The sequence below is a fragment of the Roseomonas mucosa ATCC BAA-692 genome, from assembly GCF_000622225.1.
Lineage (GTDB): Bacteria > Pseudomonadota > Alphaproteobacteria > Acetobacterales > Acetobacteraceae > Roseomonas > Roseomonas mucosa.
In genome coordinates this window covers 83,157-102,340 of sequence record NZ_JHWD01000012.1, presented here as the reverse complement: position 1 = coordinate 102,340, position 19,184 = coordinate 83,157, and the positions used below count along the sequence as shown (strand labels likewise).

Sequence of the window (19,184 nt, the reverse complement as noted above, 5' to 3'; positions counted from 1 at the left end):
CGCCGGATGCAAGGTGGTGCGGAGCCCTGCCGGCCGCGACTGGCCGCCCGGCGCTCGCCACGCCGGACAGGGCGGTGCGGAAGCCGCGGCGGCCGCTCTCCCCTGCGGGGGAAGCGCCGCCGCCGCTCGCCCTACCAGCGGTAGGCGAGCGAGCCCAGGATGGTGCGGCTGTTGCCGTAGAAGCACGAGGACTCGCTGGTGCAGCGGGCGACGTAGCGCTTGTCGGCCACGTTGTTGATGTTCAGCAGTGCCTGGAAGCCCTTCAGGTTCGAGGCGAGCTGCCCGAGGTCATAGCGGGCCGCGAGATCGAACAGCGTCACCGAGGGCACCACCGCCGAGTTGGCGTTGTCCACGGCGGTGTTGCCGACGAAGCGCACGCCCGCGCCCAGGCCCACGCCGCTCATCGCGCCCCGGCCCTCGCCGAAGCTGTAGTCGGCATAGAGCCCGGCGGTGAACTTGGAGACGCCGAGCGGCCGGTTGCCGACATTGCTCGCCACCGTGTCGCGGGTGATCTCCGGGTCCAGATAGGTGATCGAGCCGATCAGGTTCAGCCCGTTGCCCAGGCTGGCCACGCCCTCGGCCTCCACGCCGCGCACGCGGATGCGGCCGGTCTGCACCTGGTACAGCACGTTGTCCGGGTCGGTGGTCAGGACCTTGCTCTGGGTGATGTGGAAGGCCGAGACCTGGACGAAGCTGTTCAGCCCGTTCGGCTGGTACTTGATGCCCACCTCGTACTGCTCGCCGGTCGTGGGATCGAAGGTGCCGTTGCCGCGCGCCGGGGAAAAGCTGCCCGCCTGCGGCAGGAAGGAGGTGCTGTAGGAGAAATAGGGCGCGAGGCCGTTCTCGGCGAGGTAGGTGATGCCCGCCCTCCAGGTGGTGTCGGTGTCCTCCTTGCTCTCGCTGGTGAAGCCGTAGGCGCGGTTCTTGGTGTTCGTGTCCACCCAGTCGTGCCGGACCCCCAGCGTCGCCACGAAGCGCCCGTAGCGGATCTGGTCCTGGCCATAGAGGCCGTACTGGTCGATGCCCTGCAGCCGGTTCTGGTAGGGGCTGCCCAGGTTCGGGATGCCGCTGCCATAGACGGGCGCGTAGAGGTCGAGCGGGCTGGCGGTGGCGAAGGCCGCCACGCTCTTGTAGCTGGTGTGCTGGTAGTCGAAGCCGCCGAGCAGCGTGTGCTGCAGCGGGCCGGTGTCGAAGCGCGCCTGGCCGCGGTTGTCCACCTGGAAGGTGTCGAAGCTGTACTGCTCGTCATAGGCGTAGCGGTTCAGCAGCCGCTCGCTGCCGGCGAGGAGGCCGCCGCCATAGACCTGCTTCCAGTTCACGCCGACATGCGCGTAGCGGGCGTTCTGGGTGAAGGAGAAGACGTCGTTGAAGCGGTGCTCGAACTCGTACCCGATGCCGTACTGCGTGCGGTCGTACTTGTCGAAGCCGTCCTCGCCCAGGTTCAGGCTGCGCGAGACGCGGCCGAAGGCGCTGCGCTGCACGGTGCCGAGATAGGGCAGGAACTGGGCGCCGATGGTCCTGTCGCGCTGGTAGTAGGGCAGCAGCGTGAAGCGGGTGTCCCCGGTGGGCCTCCAGGTCAGCGCCGGGGCCAGGAAGAGCCGGTCGTTGTCGCTGTTCTGCACGTCCAGGTCGGCCAGCCGCCCGACGCCGGTGAGGGCGTAGCTCCACGTCCCGTCCGCCGTCAGCGGGCCGCTGGTGTTGAAGGCGAGCTGCCGGATGTTCTGCGTGCCGGCGGTCAGCCGCACCTCGCCCCGCGCCGTGTCGGTCGGGTGGCGCTGCACCATGTTGATCAGCCCGCCCGGCGCCATCTGGCCGTAGAGCACGGAGGAGGGGCCGCGCAGGATCTCGTAGCGCTCCAGCCCATAGGTCTCGAAGACACCGGCCGTATAGCCCGGGTTGAAGCGCAGCCCGTTCAGGAACTGGCTGGTGTCGGTCGCCTCGAAGCCGCGGATCTGCACCCAGTCGGCGCGGGAGTCGAAGCCGTACTGCTCCGGCCGGATGCCGGCGGAATAGCGCAGCGCCTCGCCGAGATTCTGCGCCTGCCGCTGGTCGATCGCGTCGCGCGTCACCACCGAGACGGATTGCGGCACCTCCACCAGTGGCGTGTCGGTCTTGCTGCCGGCGAGGTTGCGCGTGGCGACATAGCCGTCCACCGGCGCCAGCGGGTTCTGGCTGGCGCCCTGCACGCTCACCGTCGGCAGGACGGTCGTGCCGCTGGCACTGCCGTCACCGGCCTGGCTCTGGCCCGTCTGGGCCATCGCAACCGGGGCGCAGACGGCAAGGGCCACCGGGACCAAGGCGGTCGTGCCGAGAAGGCGCAGCAGGGGCCGAAACGCATGTCGGGCGGGATGCGCCATGGGAGAGGTCTCTGATTTTGGGGGGGGCGGGCGGAGGGTTCCATCCCGAATTGCGAGCGCCTCTTAGTGGCAGGACAGGCGAAAGGGAAGTTATTCGGCGTGGGACACGCCCGGCCCCCGGATTTCCTGGTGGACCATGGTGGAAATGACACACCATCTGGAGGATTGATGACGGCTGGGACAGGGGCGCGGCAGCAGTCCATCCGGCTGCAAGTCCTGCCTCTGTCACCCCCCTGTGGGTATCGTCCCGTGGGCATCGTCACCTGGCACGCCGGCCAGGACCCAGGCCCCGGAGCCGTCAGAGCGGCAGGCCCGGACGCCCTGCCGCAGCCGGAGTTCCGGGGGAGCTGCCGAGCGGGATGATTCTCCGGCACAGGGCCAGCGGGGCTGGCCGGTGCGTGACGATCAGCGCGCCCTGCCCATCCCGGGCGAGGCGGGCCGCCAGCCGCCGCAGGACCAGCGCCTCGGTATCCGAGTCCAGCCCCTCGGTGGGCTCGTCCAGCAGCAGCCAGGGCGCCGGCCGCAGCAGCGCGCGGGCCAGGCCCAGGCGGCGCCGCTCGCCGCCCGACAGCCGGGCCCCGTTCTCCCCCAACCAGCCATCGAGCCCGCCGGGAAGCCGCGCCACGCGCTCGTCCAGCCCGGCATCGTGCAGCGCCTGCCAGAGCCGCGCCTCCTCCGCCTCCGGATCGGCAAGCAGCAGGTTGTCCCGCACGCTGCCGGCCAGGAGCGCCGCATCCTGCGGCAGCAGCGAGAAGCAGCGCCGGGCGGTCGCGGCATCCAGCTCCGCCAGATCGACGCCGCCCAGGAAGATCCGGCCCGGCTCCGGGTCGCGCAGGCGCAGCAGGGTCTCCAGCAGCGTGGTCTTGCCGCAGCCGGAGGGACCGGTGATCCCGGCGACGCAGCCGGGGGGCAGCAGCACCAGAGCCTGCCCAGCGAAGCGGATCGAGGGCGGATAGGCCAGGACGCGGCCCGCCGGGGCTTCTTCCCCGGCGGGGGCCAGCATCGCGTCGAGCCGGGCCTCCGCCTCGGCGACGCTGCCCTGGCGTTCCAGCCCGCGGACGAAACCCGCCGCGCCATCGACCACCATCGCCGCGCCCAGCGCCGCCAGGGCCGCCATCGGCAGGTCGCCCACGGGCATGTCGCCGGACCCCGCCAGGGTCAGGGCGGCGACGGCGGCCGTTCCGGTCGCCCCGGCCTGGAGCAGCTCGAACCACCCCGCCCCGGCAGCGGCACGCTGCTGCGCCGCGCCCAGCGCCGCGCCACGTCGGGCGATCCGCTCGGCGGCCCAGTCCTCCAGCCCATGCGCGCGCAGTTCCGTGGCTGCGGCCAGCAGGGTGGCCAGCTCCTCCTTCAGCCCGCCGGCCGCGCGCTGGGCCTCCCGCCCGCGTTCCGCCAGATGCGTGGCCAGCCGCCGCGCGGCGGCGACGGTCAGGCCCAGCACCAGGGCCGCCGCCAGGGCGGGGCCGGTCCCGGCCAACAGCAGCAGCGCCGTGCCGGAAAGCAGCGAGGCCCAGAGCCCCCAGCGCGCGGAACGGCGCACCAGGTCGGCCTCCAGCGCATCCACGTCGCCCACCACGCGCGCCGTGGCCTCTCCGGTGGACAGTGCCAGGGCGGTGGCGGGGGGCGAGGCGGCCAGGGCGCGGAACAGGGCCGGACGCAAGCGCGCCAGGGCACGCAGCGCGGCATCGTGCCCGACCAGCCTTTCGCCATAGCGGCCGCCGGTGCGCAGAATGGCAAGCAGGCGTATGGCGGCGCTGGGCAGCATGTAGTTGAAGCCCTGCGCCACCGCCGGCCCGCCCAGCCCGGCCAGGGCGGCGGCGGTGATGAACCAGCCGGACAGGCCCAGCAGCGTCACCGAGGCGGCCGCGACCAGGGCGGCGAGGAAGCCGGCCAGCAACAGCCGGGGCCGCTGGCGCCGGCATTCCGCGCCAAGGATCGCGCGGAGCGGGCTGCCCGCGACGGGCGGGACTGGCGCCGGGGCAGGGGGCGCGGCCCTGGGGGCCGGTACGGCGGCATCGCCTGGCGGCAGGGCGTGGAGCTTGGTCATGGCGGGCTCAGCTCAGGCGCAGGACGCGGTCGGCGACGGCCGCCAGGCGCCCGGAATGGGTGGCGATCAGGGTGGTGCGGCCGCCCTTTGCGGTGGCGCGCCGGATGGTCTCGATCAGCGCCGCCTCCGAGGCAGCGTCGAGATGCGCGGTGGGCTCGTCCAGCAGCAGCACCGGTGCCGGCTTCAGCAGGGCGCGGGCCAGGGCGATGCGCCGCCGCTCGCCGCCGGAAAGGCCACTGCCGCGCTCGTCCAGCCGCGCCGCCGGCCCGCCCTCGCGCCGGGCCAGCAGCATGCCGAGTCCGGCCTGTTCCGCCGCCGTGGTGATGGCGGGCACCAGTTCCGGCACCGGCACGCCGGGGCGCGACAGGGCGATGTTTTCGGCCAGGCTGCCCGGCACGATCAGCGGCGCCTGCCCCATCCAGGCCACCGAGGGTGCGAAGGAGCCCGCCTCCGACAAAGCGAGCCCGTCCACCAGCACCTCCCCCTCGCTCAGCGGCGCCAGGCCCAGCAGCAGGTTCAGCACCGTGCTCTTGCCCGCGCCGCTCGGCCCGAGCAGCGCCACCGTCTCGCCGGGGGCAATGTCCAGGCTGAAGCCGGACAGGGCCGGCCGGTCCTCGCCGGGATAACGGACCGTGACATCCCGGAAGCGGATCGCCGGAGCCTGGCGCAGCGGCGCGGCCTGGGCGGCCGGGGCCTTCGCCATGGCCTCCAGCGCCGAAAGCCGGTCGGCGGCGACCTCGGCGGCCTGCTTCTCGTGATAGGCGGCGGCAAGGCGGCGCATCGGGGCGTAGAATTCCGGCGCCAAGGCCAGGACGAAGAAGGCTTCCGCCAGGGTCAGCGTTCCCGGCACCTTCACCGGCAGCAGGCCGAGCAGGTTGAAGCCCGCATAGACCGCGACCAGTGCCACCGAGAGGGCGGCAAAGAACTCCAGCGCGCCGGAGGACAGGAAGGCGACGCGCAGCACGCCCACGGTGCGGCGGCGCAGCTCCTCGGCGGCGGTGCCGAGGCGCGTGGCCTCGCGCTCCTCCGCGCCGAAGGCCAGCAGCACCGGCAGCGCCCGCACCCGGTCGGCGAAGAGCTCCGACAGGCGTGACAGGGCGGAGAACTGCCGCCGCTGCGCATCCGCCGCGGCGCCGCCGGCCAGGGCCAGGGCGAGGATGAAGGGCGGCAGGGTGAGCAGGAGGATGCCCGCGCTGACCGGGCTGGCCCAGGCGGCGGCGAGCAGGACCAGGAAGGGCACCAGCGCCGCCGCGTGGCGCGCGGGCAGGAAGCGGGCGAGGTAGCCGTCCAGCGTCTCCACCTCGTCCACCGCCGCGTTCAGCAGGGCGCCGCTGGCCGGGCGCTCTCCGGCGGGGATGGCGAGGCTCGCCACCACGACGCGCCGCCGCAGAGCCGTCTTGGCCCGCCGCGCCGCCCGCGCCCCGGCCTGCAGCGAGAGCCGGGCGAGCAGCCCGCGCCCCAGCGCCGCGCCAAGGCCCAGCAGCAGCCAGGGCGCGGCGGCGGCGAGGCCACGCGGCAGCGACACCAGCCCGCCCGCCAGCGCGGCGGCGAAGCCGATGGCGGCAAGGCCGTCGAGGCAGAGGAGCAAGGCGGCGAGGGCGTTCCAGCGGCCGCCTTCGCGGCTGGCGGCGCGGAGCCAGGCGCGGCGGCGGGTGGCGCTCTGCCTGTCGGGGGCGGGGTGCGGCATGGCGGCGGTCTCGCATGGCGCCGCTCGCGGAGCCTTGATCAAGGTCAAGGCGGGTATGCCCCGCACCGGCCTAGGGAGCCGCATGAGGCGAACCGTGCCGCCCCTTGCGGCTCCTGGCGGAGTCCGGGCCGGGCGCGGCGCCCAAACGGCGGAGCAAGCCATGGATCCGGGTGTCGTCGACCTATCGCGACTGCAGTTCGCGCTGACCGCGCTGTACCACTTCCTCTTCGTGCCCCTGACGCTGGGCCTCTCCTTCATGCTGGTCATCATGGAGAGCGTCTACGTGATGACCGGGCGTCCCATCTGGCGCACCATCACGCAGTTCTGGGGCACGATCTTCGGCATCAACTTCGTGCTCGGCGTCGCCACCGGGCTGACGATGGAGTTCCAGTTCGGCACGAACTGGTCCTACTTCTCGCACTATGTGGGCGACATCTTCGGCGCCCCGCTGGCGATCGAGGGGCTGATGGCCTTCTTCCTGGAGGCCACCTTCGTCGGGCTGATGTTCTTCGGCTGGGACCGGCTGAGCCGGATCGGGCACCTCTTCGTCACCTTCATGGTGGCGCTGGGCACCAACCTCTCGGCGCTGTGGATCCTGATCGCCAACGGCTGGATGCAGAACCCGGTCGGCGCGGCCTTCAACCCGGAGACCATGCGCATGGAGGTCGTGGACTTCATGTCCGTGCTCCTCAACCCGATCGCGCAGGCCAAGTTCGTCCACACCGTTTCCGCCGGCTATGTCATCGCCTCGGTGGCGGTGCTGGGCATCTCCGCCTTCTACCTGCTGCGCAACCGGCATGCCGGATTCGCGCGGCGCTCCATGGCGGTGGCGGCGGCCTTCGGCCTCGCCTCCTCGCTCTCGGTCGTGGTGCTGGGCGACGAGTCCGGCTACGCGCTCACCGACAACCAGAAGATGAAGCTGGCCGCCATCGAGGCCGCCTGGCACACCGAGGCATCGCCCGCCGGGCTCACCCTCTTCGGCATGCCGAACTTCGCCGAGCGCCGCACCGACTATTCCGTGCAGATCCCCTGGGTGCTGGGGCTGATCGCCACCCGCAGCCTGGACAAGCAGGTGACGGGCATGTCGGAGCTGGTGCTGCTGGCGCAGGAGCGCATCGCCTCCGGCCAGATCGCCTATGGCGCCGTGCAGGTGCTGAAGCAGGATCCGAAGGACGCCGCGGCCCGCGCGGTCTTCGCCCAGCACGGGCGTGACCTGGGCTACGGGCTGCTGCTGAAGCGCTATGTGGACGACCCCCGCCAGGCGACGCCGGCGCAGGTCGAACAGGCGGCCTGGGACACCGTGCCGAGCGTGCCGCTGATGTTCTGGAGCTTCCGCATCATGGCCGGGATCGGCTTCGCCATGATCGCGCTCTTCGCCACGGCCTTCGTGCTCTGCTCGATGCGCCGCTTCGACCAGCGCTGGTTCCTCCGGCTCTGCGTGCTGGCCATCCCGCTGCCCTGGCTGGCGGTGGAACTGGGCTGGATCATCGCCGAGATGGGCCGCCAGCCCTGGGCGATCGAGGGCGTGCTGCCGACCGCGCTCGGCGTCTCCTCGCTCTCCCGCGCCGCGCTCTGGACCACGCTCGTGGGCTTCACCCTGCTCTACGGCACCCTGGCGGTGATCGAGGTCAGCCTGATCCTGCGCACCGTCCGCCGCGGACCCTATGCGGGGCATGAGGACCCGCAGCCCCAGCCCGGCACGCTGCCCGCGTCGCCGATGACCGCCTGAAGGAGGACGGGTCATGGAATTTCCCCTCGATTATGCGACCCTGCGGGTGATCTGGTGGGGGCTGATGGGCGTGCTGCTCATCGGCTTCGCCCTCACCGACGGCTGGGACATGGGCGTCGCCGCCATGCTGCCCTTCGTCGCCCGCACGGATGTGGAGCGGCGCATGGTGATCAACACCGTGGGCCCGACCTGGGAAGGCAACCAGGTCTGGTTCATCCTGGGCGGCGGCGCGATCTTCGCCGCCTGGCCCTTCGTCTACGCCGTCAGCTTCTCCGGCTTCTACCTCGCCATGTTCCTGGTGCTGGCGGCGCTGATCCTGCGGCCCGTCGGCTTCAAGTACCGCTCCAAGCGCCCCGGCGCCGCCTGGCGGGAGCGCTGGGACTGGGCGCTGTTCATCGGCGGCTTCGTCCCGGCCCTGGTCTTCGGCGTGGCGGTGGGCAACGTGCTGCGCGGCGTGCCCTTCCGGCTGGATGGCGACCTGCGCGCCTTCTACGACGGCACGCTGCTCGGCCTCTTCACCCCCTTCACCCTGGTCTGCGGCCTGCTCTCGGTGGCGATGGTGGTGCTGCACGGCGCCTCCTTCCTGAGCGTCAAGCTGGAGCACGGGCCGGTGCATGACCGGGCCCGCCGCTTCGGCGCCGTGGCGGCGCTGGCCTCGATCCTGCTCTTCGCCATCGGCGGCGCCTTCATCGCCTATGGCGACATGGGCTTCCGCCCGAGCGGCGTGGTGGACCCGGCCGGCTTCTCCAACCCGCTGCGCTCCGGCACCGTCGCCGCGGCCGGCGCCTGGCTGGATAACTACAGCACCTATCCCTGGATGAAGATCGCCCCCGCCCTGGGCTTCGGCGGCGCCGTCCTGGCCCTGCTGGGCATCCTGTGGCGCAAGGAGGTGCCGGCCTTCCTCGGCTCCTCGCTCTCCACGCTGGGCATCATCGGCACGGTGGGCTTGTCGATGTTCCCCTTCATCCTGCCGAGCTCGGTGGACGCCTCCTCCAGCCTGACGGTCTGGAACGCCTCCTCCTCCCACCGGACCCTGTTCATCATGCTGGTGGTGACCGTGATCTTCCTGCCGATCGTGCTGGCCTACACCGCCTGGGTCTACCGGGTGCTCTGGGGCCGGGTGACCAGCCAGGACATCGCCGCCCATCCCCATTTCTACTGAGGACGAAGATCCATGTGGTATTTCGCCTGGGTGCTGGGCCTCGGCCTGGCCGTTACCTTCGGGGTGCTGAACGGCATGTGGCTGGAGTTCCACCTGCCGCCTGACGAGAGCGACATCCATCCGGCCCACTGAGGCTGGATCCCCGGGACGGGGCGGGGGCGGCCGGCAAGGCCGCCTTCCGCTGCCTCCGCCCCCTTCCGCCGGCCCCCAGCCCCTGGGGAGCCGGTATGGGGTGACCGCCCGGGCGCCATGCGCTCCCGGCAGGGCCTTCCTTTTCACAAGCCCTTCCGGCCCCGCTATACTGCCGCGGTCCAGCCGGGGGGCTTGCGCCATTCACCGTCCATGTGCCGATTGCCAGGTCCGTGACCAGTCGCTCTGCGGTTCCCTGAGCGACGAGGAACTGCGCAGCCTCAATGCCATCGGCCGCCACCGGAAGCTGGAGCGGGGCCAGACCCTGCTCTGGGCGGGGGACGAGGCGCTGCTCTGCGCCAACCTGCTGTCCGGCGTGCTCAAGCTCAGCGCGGCGACGGCGGATGGGCGGGAACAGATCGTCGGCCTGCTCTACCCGGCGGATTTCGTGGGCCGCCCCTTCGCCGAATCCGCCGAGCACACGATCACCGCCCTGACCGATGCGCAGCTCTGCGTCTTTCCCCGGAAGCCCTTCGAGGAGACGCTGGAGGAGCATGTCCGGATGGAGCGCCTGCTGCTCCGCCGCACCCTGGCCGCGCTGGACGACGCCCGCAACCGGATGCTTCTGCTCGGCCGCAAGACGGCGGAGGAGAAGGTGGCGAGCTTCCTTCTCGACATGTCGGTGCATCTGGCCCCCGGGGAGGAGCGGGGCGGGCGGGCGGTCACCTTCGACCTGCCGCTGACCCGGGCACAGATCGCCGACGTGCTGGGCCTGACCATCGAGACGGTCAGCCGCCAGATGACCCGGCTGAAGCGCGCCGGCCTGATCGACCTGCCCGCCGGCCGCCTCGTCACCATCCGCGACCGCGATGCGCTGGAGGAACGCGCCGAGGCCGCCTGAGTCCCGCCGGCCCCGGACCGTCAGGCCTGCGGATCGGCCTCCAGGCTGGCCGAGAGGATGGCCACCGTGGCGGGCGAGAGGCGCGCGCGCGCCAGGGTCAGGATGGCCAGTTCCTCGAAGGCCAGGGCGCGGCGGTAGCCGTCGAAGAAGCAGCGCAGCATATAGCCCAGCGCCTCGGCATCCCCGGCCAGCGCCCCGGGGACGGCGGCATCGAGTTGCCCGCCCAGGTCCCTGGCATGCAGCTCGTCCAGCGCGTGCTGCCCCCTGATCCGGCCGAGGACGCAGCGCCGCAGCGCCGTGCCGTCCGCCCCGGGAAAGAGCATGGCCAGCAGGGCCTGCTCCTGCTGCTGGTGGCGTGGCACGAGGATGCGCAACTCGCGGCTCACGGCCTGCTTCTCCTCCATCTCCGGGAGATGCGGCAGCCGGTCCGCGATCCGTTCCAGCCGGTCGCAGAGCTGTCGCAGCGAGGCATGGTCCACGGCCAGGGCGCGGATGCGCTGGTCCAGGCTCCCTTGCCAGCGCTCGCAGAGCCGGAAGAGCTGCGCCCCTGGCTGTGTCGTCTCCACCATCTTCGGCCCTCCTGCCGGGCCGGTCATAGGGGCGGCGGCGGCGGCCGGCATTGACACCAATCAAGGCCGCGCCCCGATCGGCCATGCTCCGCATCTCGTGACCTGGAGTGCCATCCCCGGGGCGCCATGGCTCCGGGGCATGACGGTCCGGGGCTTCCCTTGCGCTGGATCAAGGCGCGCCGGCGTGCCCGGGCGCATGAGGCGCGCCATGGACGGCTTCATCGACATGGCCCAGCACCTGACCCAGGATCATTCCCAGGACCGCGCGCTGCTCGCGCTCGCGGAGGCAAGGGTGCCCCGCTACACCAGCTATCCCACCGCCGCGCAGTTCGGGGCGCTGGAGGAAGCCCGCTACCGCGACTGGCTCCGCCAGGGCGTGCGGCCGGGCGACACGCTGTCGCTCTACGTGCACGTGCCCTTCTGCCGGGAGCTCTGCTGGTACTGCGCCTGCCACACGAAGCCGACCCGTTCGGCGGCGCGCATCCGCGCCTATACCGAGGCGCTTCTGGCCGAGGTCGCGCTGCTGGCGGAGTCGCTGCCGCCACATGCCGGCGTGTCGCACCTGCATCTGGGGGGCGGCACCCCCTCGATCCTGGGTGCGGAGGGGCTGGGCGCCCTGCTGGCGGCGCTGCGGGAGCGATTCCATATCCGTGACGATGCGGAGCTGGCGATCGAGCTCGACCCGCGCCTGCTGGACGAAGCGCTGGCCGGCGCCCTGGCCGGGATGGGCTTCAACCGGGCAAGCCTGGGCGTTCAGGACATCGCGCCGGAGGTCCAGTCCAGGATCGGGCGGCCGCAGCCGGCGGAACAGGTCGCGCGCGCGATGAAGTGGCTGCGCGCCGCGGGGATCGGCGGCATCAACCTAGACCTGATGTACGGGCTGCCGGGGCAGACCATCGCGCATGTGGAGGCCAGCGCCCGCTTCGCCGCCTGGCTCCGCGCTGACCGGGTCGCGGTCTTCGGCTACGCGCATGTGCCCTGGATGCGGCCGCACCAGCAGGCGATCGACGCCACGCTGCTGCCCGGCGTGGTCGCGCGGCTGGGGCAGGCGGAACGTGCCGAGGCGGTGCTGCGGCGGATGGGCTACGAGGCGCTGGGCCTGGACCACTTCGCCCTGCCCGGGGACCCTCTCACGCAGGCGGCGCGGGAGGGCAGCCTGCGCCGCAACTTCCAGGGCTACACCACCGACCGCGCGCCGGTGCTGCTGGGCCTCGGCCCTTCCGCGATCGGCAGCCTGCCGGGCGGCCATGCGCAGAACGAGACGGATGAGCGCCGCTACCGCGAGCAGGTCCAGGCTGGCCACCTGCCGGTCGTGCGCGGCGTGGCGGCGACGCGGGAGGACAGGCAGCGCGCCGCGCTGATCGAGCGCCTGATGTGCGACTTCGCCCTCGACATCGACGCGCAGGCGGAGTCGGAGCCGGGGATGCGCGCCATCCTCGACGAAGGGCTGGAGCGGATGCTGCCGCTCTGCTGCAACGGCCTCGTGCGGCGGGAGGGTGCGCGGCTGGAGGTGCTGCCCGCCGGGCGGCGCTTCGTGCGGCAGGTCGCGGCCTGCTTCGACGCCTATCTCGCGCCCGGTGCGAAGCGGCATTCCGCCGCGGTGTGATCCAGATCAAGGAATGCCGCGCCGCCCCCGCCTATGAACACACTCATGCGGTGACTGCGCCGCTTCGATGCGAGAGAGACGATGAACAAGACCTTTCGGATGGTTTCGGCCGTGGCGATGGCGGCGGGCCTGATGGCCACGCCGGCCCTGGCGCAGCAGGAGCCGGTGCGCGGCAAGCAGGCCGGCGACCTGGTCCTGGGCTTCGGCGCCATCGGCGTCCTGCCGGAGAAGGGCGGCCATGTGGACGCGATCGGCGGCAAGCCGGATGCGAGCAACAGTGCCTCGCCGCAGCTCGATCTGAGCTACTTCTTCACGCCCTATTTCTCGGTGAACGCGATCGCCGCGACCACCCGGCATGACCTGTCCGTGCGCGGCTCCGCCATCGGCGGCCTGGATCTTGGCCATGCCTGGATCCTGCCGCCGACCGTCACGGCGCAGTTCCACCCGCTGCCGGCTTCCCGCTTCAGCCCCTATATCGGCGTCGGCGTGAACTACTCGGTCTTCTACGGCGAGGGCGGCAGCCTCAGCGCGCCGGTGAACAAGGTGGTGGTGAAGAATGCCTGGGGCTGGGCGCTGAACGCCGGCATCGACTACGAACTCAGCCCGCGCTGGGTGATCAACGTCGATGCGAAGAAGCTGTTCCTCGATCCCCGCGTCTCGGTGAACAGCGGCGCCATCATGGCCCGCGCGGACCTCGACCCCTGGATCGTCGGCGCCGGCATCCGCTACCGCTTCTGACCGCCACGCCGCGGTTCGCTCCTGGCCTGCCGGCAAGACGTCCCGCGTGGCGCCGGTGGCCGGCCCCCGGGGGAGAGGCGCTGCCTCTCGCCCCGGAACCCCCACTCCGCCAGGACGCTGCGCGCCCTGGACCCCCTGTGCTGGCGTCCGTGGTGACCGCCGCCCTGTGGCCCGGTTCCGGGGGCCGGGCGGACAGGCGGGGCTCCGGAAACGCGTGGAACACCCTGACCGCGCCGGAGGGCATGGCCCTCCGGCGCGATCCGGCGTCAGAAAGCGGCAGCGAGCGGGAGGTCCAGGGTCAAGCCCATACGTTTGACCAGGTTCCTGGCGGATGGGGGGTATCGGGGGGTCGAGGCGCTGCCTCGACGCCGTAGGCCAGGCAGGGCCTTTCCCCCTGGGCGTGAAGCGCGGCGCGGGACGATCAGCCGGCGGCGGCCAGCCCGTGCCGGATGGCGTCGTGCAGGACCCCGGCGCTGTGGCGGAGCTCCTGGTTCTCCCGCGCATCCAGTGGCGGCAGCAGCGGCGCCGAGGCCCCCTGCGCGCCCAGGACATGCGGCAGCGAGATGCAGGTCTCCGGCACGCCCAGAACCTCGTCCATGAAGGTCGAGACGCTGAACAGCACATGCTCGTCGTTCAGCAGCGCGCGGGTGAGGCGCGCGATGCAGCCGCCGATGCCGAAATTCGACACGCCCTTGCCTTCCTTGATGCGGTAGGCGGAGGTGCGGACCTCCTGCGCGATGGTGGCCTGCACCTCGGGCGGGATGGGATGGCCCAGCTTCTCGGCGAAAAGCGTCAGCGGCATTCCGGCCACATGCGCGCCGCTCCAGTGCAGAACCTCGGAATCGCCGTGCTCGCCCAGGACATTGGCATGTACGGAGCCGGGCGAGACGCCGAGATGCTGCGCCAGCCGGTCGCGGAAGCGGGCGGAATCCAGCGCGCAGCCGGTGCCGATGGCACGGCCCTTCGGCACGCCGAAGCGCCGTACCGCGATGGCGGGCATCACGTCCACCGGGTTGGTGGCGAAGAGCAGCACCGTCTCCGGTGCCACCCTCAGGACCCGCTCCAGCACCGCCGAGACGACATGCACATTGGCGGCAAGCAGGTCCAGCCGCGTCTGCCCCGGCTTCAGGCTGGTGCCGGCGGTGATCACCACCACCTGCGCCCCGGCGAGGTCGGCATAGTCCCCCGCGCGGATCTGCGCCGTGCCGCCGAAGGCGGCGGCATGGGCGATGTCCTGTGCCTCGGAGCGAGCGCGGGCCTGGTCGAGATCGACCAGCACGATCTCCCGCACCCCGGGCGTGATGGCGAGGAGGTAGCCCGCCGCGGCGCCGACCAGCCCTGCGCCGATGATCCCGACCTTGCGCATCCTACAGCACTCCCATCATCGGCCAGAGGGTGACGGACAGCAGCCAGATCAGCGCGAGCCCCACCACGGTCATCACCACGCCGACCTTGGCGAACTGGATCGTGCTGAAGGCGCCGGTGCCGTAGCAGAGCATGTTCTGCGGCGCGTTGGTCGGCAGGATGAAGCCGAAGGACACGACGAAGCTCTGGATCAGCACGATGCCGAAGGCCGCCTGCGGGCCGAAGGGCAGGGTCTGGGTGAAGGCGATCATGATCGGGATCAGCGTGCTGGCCAGCCCGGTCGCCGAGGCGAAGCCCAGGTGCAGCACGACGGAGAAGACCGAGAGCGCCAGCACCACATTGGCCACGGCCATGCCGCCCAGGCCGAGCTGCCCGAGCGTGACCCCCGCCAGCCAGGCGGCGGCGCCGGTGCGGGACAGCAGGATGCCCAGCGAGATGCCCGCCGCGAAGAGCACCACCGTGCCCCAGGGCACCAGCTTCTCCGCCTGCGACCAGTTCATCACGCCGATGCGCGGCATCAGCAGCAGGGCGATGCCGAGCTGCGTGGTGGTGGTGGTGTCGAGGGGATGCAGCCAGCCCTCGGTGGACCAGAGGACGAGCAGCAGCAGCGCCACCAGCATCAGCCGCTTCTCGGCGGGGCTCACCGGGCCCAGCTCGTCCAGCTCCGCCTGCAGCCGCCGCTGCGCCTCGCCAGCCTCGGGCACCTGCGGCCGGAGGATCAGCAGCGCCACGACAAACATCGTCACGCACATGCCGAGGGTGAAGGGCAGGGCGGTGATGAACCACTGGCCCCAGGAGATGTTCACCCCGAAGCTGCCCTGCATGAAGCTCAGGCTGATCAGGTTCTGCGCCGCGCCGGTCTTGATGCCCATGTTGAAGACCGAGCAGATCATGGCGGTGACGATCATCAGCGTGGCGCCCAGGCTGCTCGCCACCGGCAGGCCAAGCGCGGTGACGATGCCCACCATGATCGGGATCACCGCGCCGACGCGGGCGGTGGCGGAGGGGATGAACAGCGCCAGCACGAAGCCCACGATCATCGCGCCGATGATCAGCCGCGCAGGCGAGATGCCGACCTTCGACATGACGAGCAACGCGACGCGGCGGTCGAGGCCGGTGAGCTTCAGCGCCACCGCCAGGAACAGCGCGCCCGCCACCAGCAGCACGGCGGAGGACGAGTATCCGGTCAGCATCACCGCGAGGGCGCTGGAGGAGGTCATGGGCGCGCCGCCCTCGGTCAGCGGATGCCCCATCAGCCCCAGCACGGCCATGCCGGTCAGCACGATGGCACTCGCGGCGGGCGAGACGCATTCGCTGATCCAGAGGATGATCACCAGCGCCAGCAGCCCGAGCGCCACCTGCCCGGAGGCGGTGAGGCCGGCGGGCGTCGGCAGCATCAGGATGGCGCCATAGACGATCAGTGCGAAGGCAAGAAAGGCGAGTTTTCGGTTCGAGGTCGGTTCTGCCGGCGATGAGAGAAGCATGAAAGACTCCCGGTCTTGTTCAGCCAGGGCCATGCTGACCCCGTGGCGGGATTGGTCAACATGACTTCCGAAGTTCTCCATGGCCGTGAAGCATGTTTACCATGCAGTATGGGTATTACTGCCGCTCTTCCTGTGGACAACTGATTTTTGTGGCGTTTTCTTGATCCTGCGCAAAGACGCGGTGTGCCTGCCTCGCGACACTGCTCCATTTTCGCGCCGCCACCGCTCGTTCGGGGCCTTGGCCGCCGCCCCTCGGGACAAGCTGCCACCGCCTGGCTTCCCCCTCTTCTCCCGGCGGCGCGAAGGGCGCAGATTGCGCCCTCTTCGAACGCAACGCCGGGGCCCCGCAACCCCGGGTTCATGGAATGGTGGCAGGCTCATGCAGAACGGCGAGGACATCTGGCGGCTGGTCGAGGCGAAGCGCGAGGAATTCGCCGAGCTGAGCGACCGCGTCTGGGGCACGCCCGAGCTGAACTATGCCGAGCAGCGCTCCGCCGCCGCCCATGCCGGGATGCTGGAGCGGCAGGGCTTCCGCATCACGAAGGGTGTCGCGGGCATCCCGACTGCGGTGATGGGCGAGGCGGGCGAGGGCGGGCCGGTGATCGCCATCCTGGGCGAGTACGACGCGCTGCCCGGGCTGAGCCAGGAGGCCGGTTTGGCCGAGCCGCGCCCGGTCGACGGCCAGGAAGGCAAGGGCCATGGCTGCGGCCACAACCTGCTGGGCGCCGCCTCGCTCCTCGCCGCCACGGCGGTGAAGGACTGGCTGGCGGAGAACGGCATCAGGGGCCGCGTGCGCTACTACGGCTGCCCGGCCGAGGAAGGCGGCTCCGCCAAGGGCTTCATGGTGCGCGAGGGCGCCTTCGACGACGTGGACATCGCCATCTGCTGGCACCCGGCGCCGTTTTCCGGGGTGACCAAGCCGGTCTCGCTGGCCTGCATGGAGATGGACTTCACCTTCACCGGCCGCTCCTCCCACGCCGCCGCCGCGCCGGAGCTGGGCCGCTCGGCGCTCGACGCGGTGGAGCTGATGAATGTCGGCGTGAACTACATGCGCGAGCACATGCCGGACGGCGCGCGCGTGCACTACGCGCTCCAGGACGCCGGCGGCATCGCGCCGAACGTGGTGCAGGGCAGGGCGCGCGTGCGCTACCTCGTGCGCGGCAAGACCTTGCCGGAGATGCAGGCCCTGGTCGCCCGCGTGAAGAAGATCGCCGAGGGCGCCGCGCTGATGACCGAGACCACGGTCTCGCACCAGGTGCTGAGCGCCGACGCGAACCTCGTCGGCAACACGCCGCTGGAACAGGCGATGAACGCCAATTACGAGCGCCTCGGCCCGCCGCGCTTCGACGAGGCGGACAAGGCCTTCGCGCGCGAGATCCAGAAGACCCTGACCGCGGAGGAGATCGACGCCACCTACCGCCGCGCCGGCATTCCGCCGATCCCCGGCGAGGCGCTGTGCGAGCGCATCGTGCCGCTCGATGCGCCGGAGCCCAAGAGCTTCGGCTCCACCGATGTGGGCACGGTGAGCTGGGTGGTGCCGACGGTGCAGGCACGCGGCGCCACCTATGCCGTGGGCACGCCGGGGCATTCCTGGCAGCTCACCGCCCAGGGCAAGACCCCGGCGGCGCATAAGGGCCTGGAGCACGTGGCCAAGGTCATGGCCGGCACCGCCCTGGATGCGCTGCGCGACCCCGGGCTGATCGAGAAGGCCAAGGCCGACCACCGGGCCCGGCTGGCGGAAACGCCCTTCGTCAACCCGATCCCCGACGACGTGCAGCCGCCGCTGTCCATGGCCGGCCACTGAGCCGCCCTTTGGCGGCGGGGCAGTGCCCCGCTGCCATTGCAGGATGGCGCTTCGGCACCAACTGGGCTGCCTCGGAGCGCCCGGAAGGCGGGTGGCCCCGTGCGGATCAGGAGGCGAGACATGGTGGTTCTGCGGCCGAGCGCGGCGCGCAAGGCGACGGGATGGAGCCTTCTCGGCCTGGGCGTCCTGGGCTGCGTCCTGCCTTTCCTGCAGGGCTTCCTGTTCCTGGCGCTGGGCCTCTTCGTGCTGCGCGACCAGCACGGCTGGGCGGCGCGGGGCTGGGACAGGCTGGCCGGGCGCTGGCCCGGTGCCGTGGGAAAGGTGGAGGAGCTGGAAGGGCGGATGAGCCGGCGCCTCGCAGGCTGGAAGCAGCGGGCCGGACGCCTGCTGGGGCGCGGCTGATGCGGGTCCAGGCCTGCCTGAACGGAGCCCGCCCGGCCTGCTTCCATCCTGGCCTGCCGCTCAGCGAGGCGGAGGTGGCCCGCGATGCCGCCGCCTGCGCCGAGGCGGGGGCCGTGGCGCTGCACCTGCATCCGCGCAACGCCCGGCTGGTGGAGAGCCTGGCCCCCGAGGTCATCCGCGGCGCGGTGATGGCGGCGCGGCTGTCCGGCCTGCCGGTTTCGGTCTCCACCGGCGGCTGGATCATGGGCGACGATGCCCGCCGGCGCGCCATGATCGCCTCCTGGGCGCTGCTGGGCGAGGGCCGTCCCGAGGAGGCTTCCGTCAACCTCTCCGAACCCGACGCCCCGGCGGTGATCGATGCCCTGCATGCCTCGGGCATCGGGGTGGAGGCGGGGCTGGCCTCGGTCCAGGACGCGGAGCGCTTCCTGGCGCTGGACCGGGGCTGCCGGCGGGTGCTGGTCGAGGTCCCGGACCTGCCGCCGGACCAGGCCGTGCCGCTGGCGAAAGCCATCCTGGGCCGGCTGGACGCCGCGGGGCATGGGGCGGAGCGCCAGCTGCACGGTGAAGGACGTTCCGTCTGGCCCTGCTTCGACCTCGCCGCCGAGCTGGGGCTGATGGCCCGGCTGGGCCTGGAGGACGGGACGGATCTGCCGGACGGGCGGCGGGCCGACGGCAATGTGGCGCTGATCCGGGCCGGGTTGGCCCGCGCCGCCCGGCGGGCGTGACACCGGCCCCGGACCATCGCCGCCGGCGGCCGGGGCTCACTCCCCGATCAGGTGCAGCACCATCTCCCGCCGGTGCGGCGCCGCGCGGTGCTCGAACAGGTAGATCCCCTGCCAGGTGCCCAGGACCGGCCGCCCATCGGCGACCGGCACGGAAAGCTGGGTCTGCGTCAGCGCGGCGCGCAGATGCGCCGGCATGTCGTCGGGCCCCTCGTCGTCATGCCGGTACAGGCCCCGCGCCTCGGGCGCGATCCGCCGGAAGAAGGCCTCCAGGTCTTCCCGCGCATCGGGCGAGGCATTCTCCTGCACCAGCAGCGAAGCGGAGGTGTGCCGGCACCAGAGGGTGAGAAGCCCGGTCCCGATCCCCTGGCCCGCCACCCAGCGGCGGATGGCGGCGGTGATCTCGACCAGCCCGGCGCCGGGGGTCTCGACCAGGAGCGTATGGAGGGCCTGCCGCATGTCACCGGCCTTGGAGGAATGGA

16 protein-coding genes are annotated in these 19,184 nt (G+C 71.8%); 9 read left to right on the top strand and 7 right to left on the bottom strand.

Annotated elements, in window-relative coordinates:
- Positions 1-131: 131 nt before the first annotated feature.
- From BT98_RS0113755 to cydD, 3 genes are all read right to left on the bottom strand, one after another.
- Complete coding sequence (locus tag BT98_RS0113755) at positions 132-2,258, bottom strand: TonB-dependent siderophore receptor (protein WP_157223115.1); 2,127 nt, start codon at positions 2,256-2,258, stop codon at positions 132-134.
- Positions 2,259-2,655: 397 nt separating this feature from the next.
- Complete coding sequence (locus BT98_RS24385) at positions 2,656-4,404, bottom strand: ATP-binding cassette domain-containing protein (protein WP_081798595.1); 1,749 nt, start codon at positions 4,402-4,404, stop codon at positions 2,656-2,658.
- Positions 4,405-4,411: 7 nt separating this feature from the next.
- Positions 4,412-6,091, bottom strand: coding sequence for a thiol reductant ABC exporter subunit CydD (gene cydD, locus BT98_RS0113745; protein ID WP_019461857.1), 1,680 nt, complete (start codon positions 6,089-6,091; stop codon positions 4,412-4,414).
- Positions 6,092-6,251: 160 nt separating this feature from the next.
- On the opposite strand from cydD, the gene BT98_RS0113740 reads away from it, so the two are divergent.
- The 4 genes from BT98_RS0113740 (at position 6,252) to BT98_RS0113725 (ending at position 10,012) form a co-directional block, all read left to right on the top strand.
- Positions 6,252-7,820: a cytochrome ubiquinol oxidase subunit I gene (locus BT98_RS0113740; protein WP_019461856.1), complete on the top strand. Its 1,569-nt coding sequence runs from the start codon at positions 6,252-6,254 to the stop codon at positions 7,818-7,820.
- A gap of 13 nt (positions 7,821-7,833) precedes the next feature.
- Entirely contained in the window at positions 7,834-8,982 is a 1,149-nt protein-coding gene (gene cydB, locus BT98_RS0113735) for a cytochrome d ubiquinol oxidase subunit II (RefSeq protein ID WP_019461855.1), read from the top strand.
- A 12-nt stretch (positions 8,983-8,994) separates the two neighbouring features.
- Positions 8,995-9,114 (top strand): cytochrome bd-I oxidase subunit CydX, encoded by a 120-nt coding sequence (gene cydX / locus BT98_RS0113730; RefSeq protein ID WP_019461854.1) that lies wholly within the window; start codon positions 8,995-8,997, stop codon positions 9,112-9,114.
- A gap of 100 nt (positions 9,115-9,214) precedes the next feature.
- A complete protein-coding gene (locus BT98_RS0113725) occupies positions 9,215-10,012 on the top strand; it encodes a Crp/Fnr family transcriptional regulator (protein ID WP_019461853.1) in 798 nt (265 codons plus the stop codon).
- Between the two features lie 20 nt (positions 10,013-10,032).
- Here BT98_RS0113725 and BT98_RS26185 read toward each other — a convergent pair whose 3' ends face one another.
- Complete coding sequence (locus BT98_RS26185) at positions 10,033-10,581, bottom strand: hemerythrin domain-containing protein (RefSeq protein WP_019461852.1); 549 nt, start codon at positions 10,579-10,581, stop codon at positions 10,033-10,035.
- A 208-nt stretch (positions 10,582-10,789) separates the two neighbouring features.
- Between BT98_RS26185 and hemN the strand changes: the two genes are divergently transcribed.
- Entirely contained in the window at positions 10,790-12,187 is a 1,398-nt protein-coding gene (hemN, locus tag BT98_RS0113715; protein WP_019461851.1) for an oxygen-independent coproporphyrinogen III oxidase, read from the top strand.
- Between the two features lie 81 nt (positions 12,188-12,268).
- Positions 12,269-12,925: an OmpW/AlkL family protein gene (locus BT98_RS0113710; RefSeq protein WP_019461850.1), complete on the top strand. Its 657-nt coding sequence runs from the start codon at positions 12,269-12,271 to the stop codon at positions 12,923-12,925.
- Positions 12,926-13,346: 421 nt separating this feature from the next.
- On the opposite strand, the gene BT98_RS0113705 is transcribed toward BT98_RS0113710, so the two are convergent.
- Together BT98_RS0113705 and BT98_RS0113700 are read right to left on the bottom strand one after the other, a co-directional pair.
- Positions 13,347-14,291 carry a lactate/malate family dehydrogenase gene (locus tag BT98_RS0113705; RefSeq protein ID WP_019461849.1) on the bottom strand — a complete coding sequence of 315 codons (945 nt, stop codon included), beginning with the start codon at positions 14,289-14,291 and terminating at the stop codon, positions 13,347-13,349.
- 1 nt (position 14,292) lies between these two features.
- Positions 14,293-15,774, bottom strand: coding sequence for a DASS family sodium-coupled anion symporter (locus tag BT98_RS0113700; RefSeq protein WP_019461848.1), 1,482 nt, complete (start codon positions 15,772-15,774; stop codon positions 14,293-14,295).
- A gap of 379 nt (positions 15,775-16,153) precedes the next feature.
- Here BT98_RS0113700 and BT98_RS0113695 point away from each other — a divergent pair, with 379 nt between their 5' ends.
- The 3 genes from BT98_RS0113695 (at position 16,154) to BT98_RS0113685 (ending at position 18,705) form a co-directional block, all read left to right on the top strand.
- Complete coding sequence (locus BT98_RS0113695) at positions 16,154-17,578, top strand: M20 family metallopeptidase (protein WP_019461847.1); 1,425 nt, start codon at positions 16,154-16,156, stop codon at positions 17,576-17,578.
- Between the two features lie 120 nt (positions 17,579-17,698).
- Positions 17,699-17,980, top strand: a complete 282-nt coding sequence (locus BT98_RS0113690) for a PGPGW domain-containing protein (protein WP_019461846.1) — start codon at positions 17,699-17,701, stop codon at positions 17,978-17,980.
- Entirely contained in the window at positions 17,980-18,705 is a 726-nt protein-coding gene (locus tag BT98_RS0113685; protein ID WP_019461845.1) for a 3-keto-5-aminohexanoate cleavage protein, read from the top strand. The genes BT98_RS0113690 and BT98_RS0113685 overlap by 1 nt, the downstream gene beginning before the upstream one ends.
- 36 nt (positions 18,706-18,741) lie before the next feature.
- Here BT98_RS0113685 and BT98_RS0113680 read toward each other — a convergent pair whose 3' ends face one another.
- On the bottom strand, positions 18,742-19,161 hold the full coding sequence (locus BT98_RS0113680) for a secondary thiamine-phosphate synthase enzyme YjbQ (protein WP_019461844.1): 420 nt from the start codon (positions 19,159-19,161) through the stop codon (positions 18,742-18,744).
- Positions 19,162-19,184: the final 23 nt, after the last annotated feature.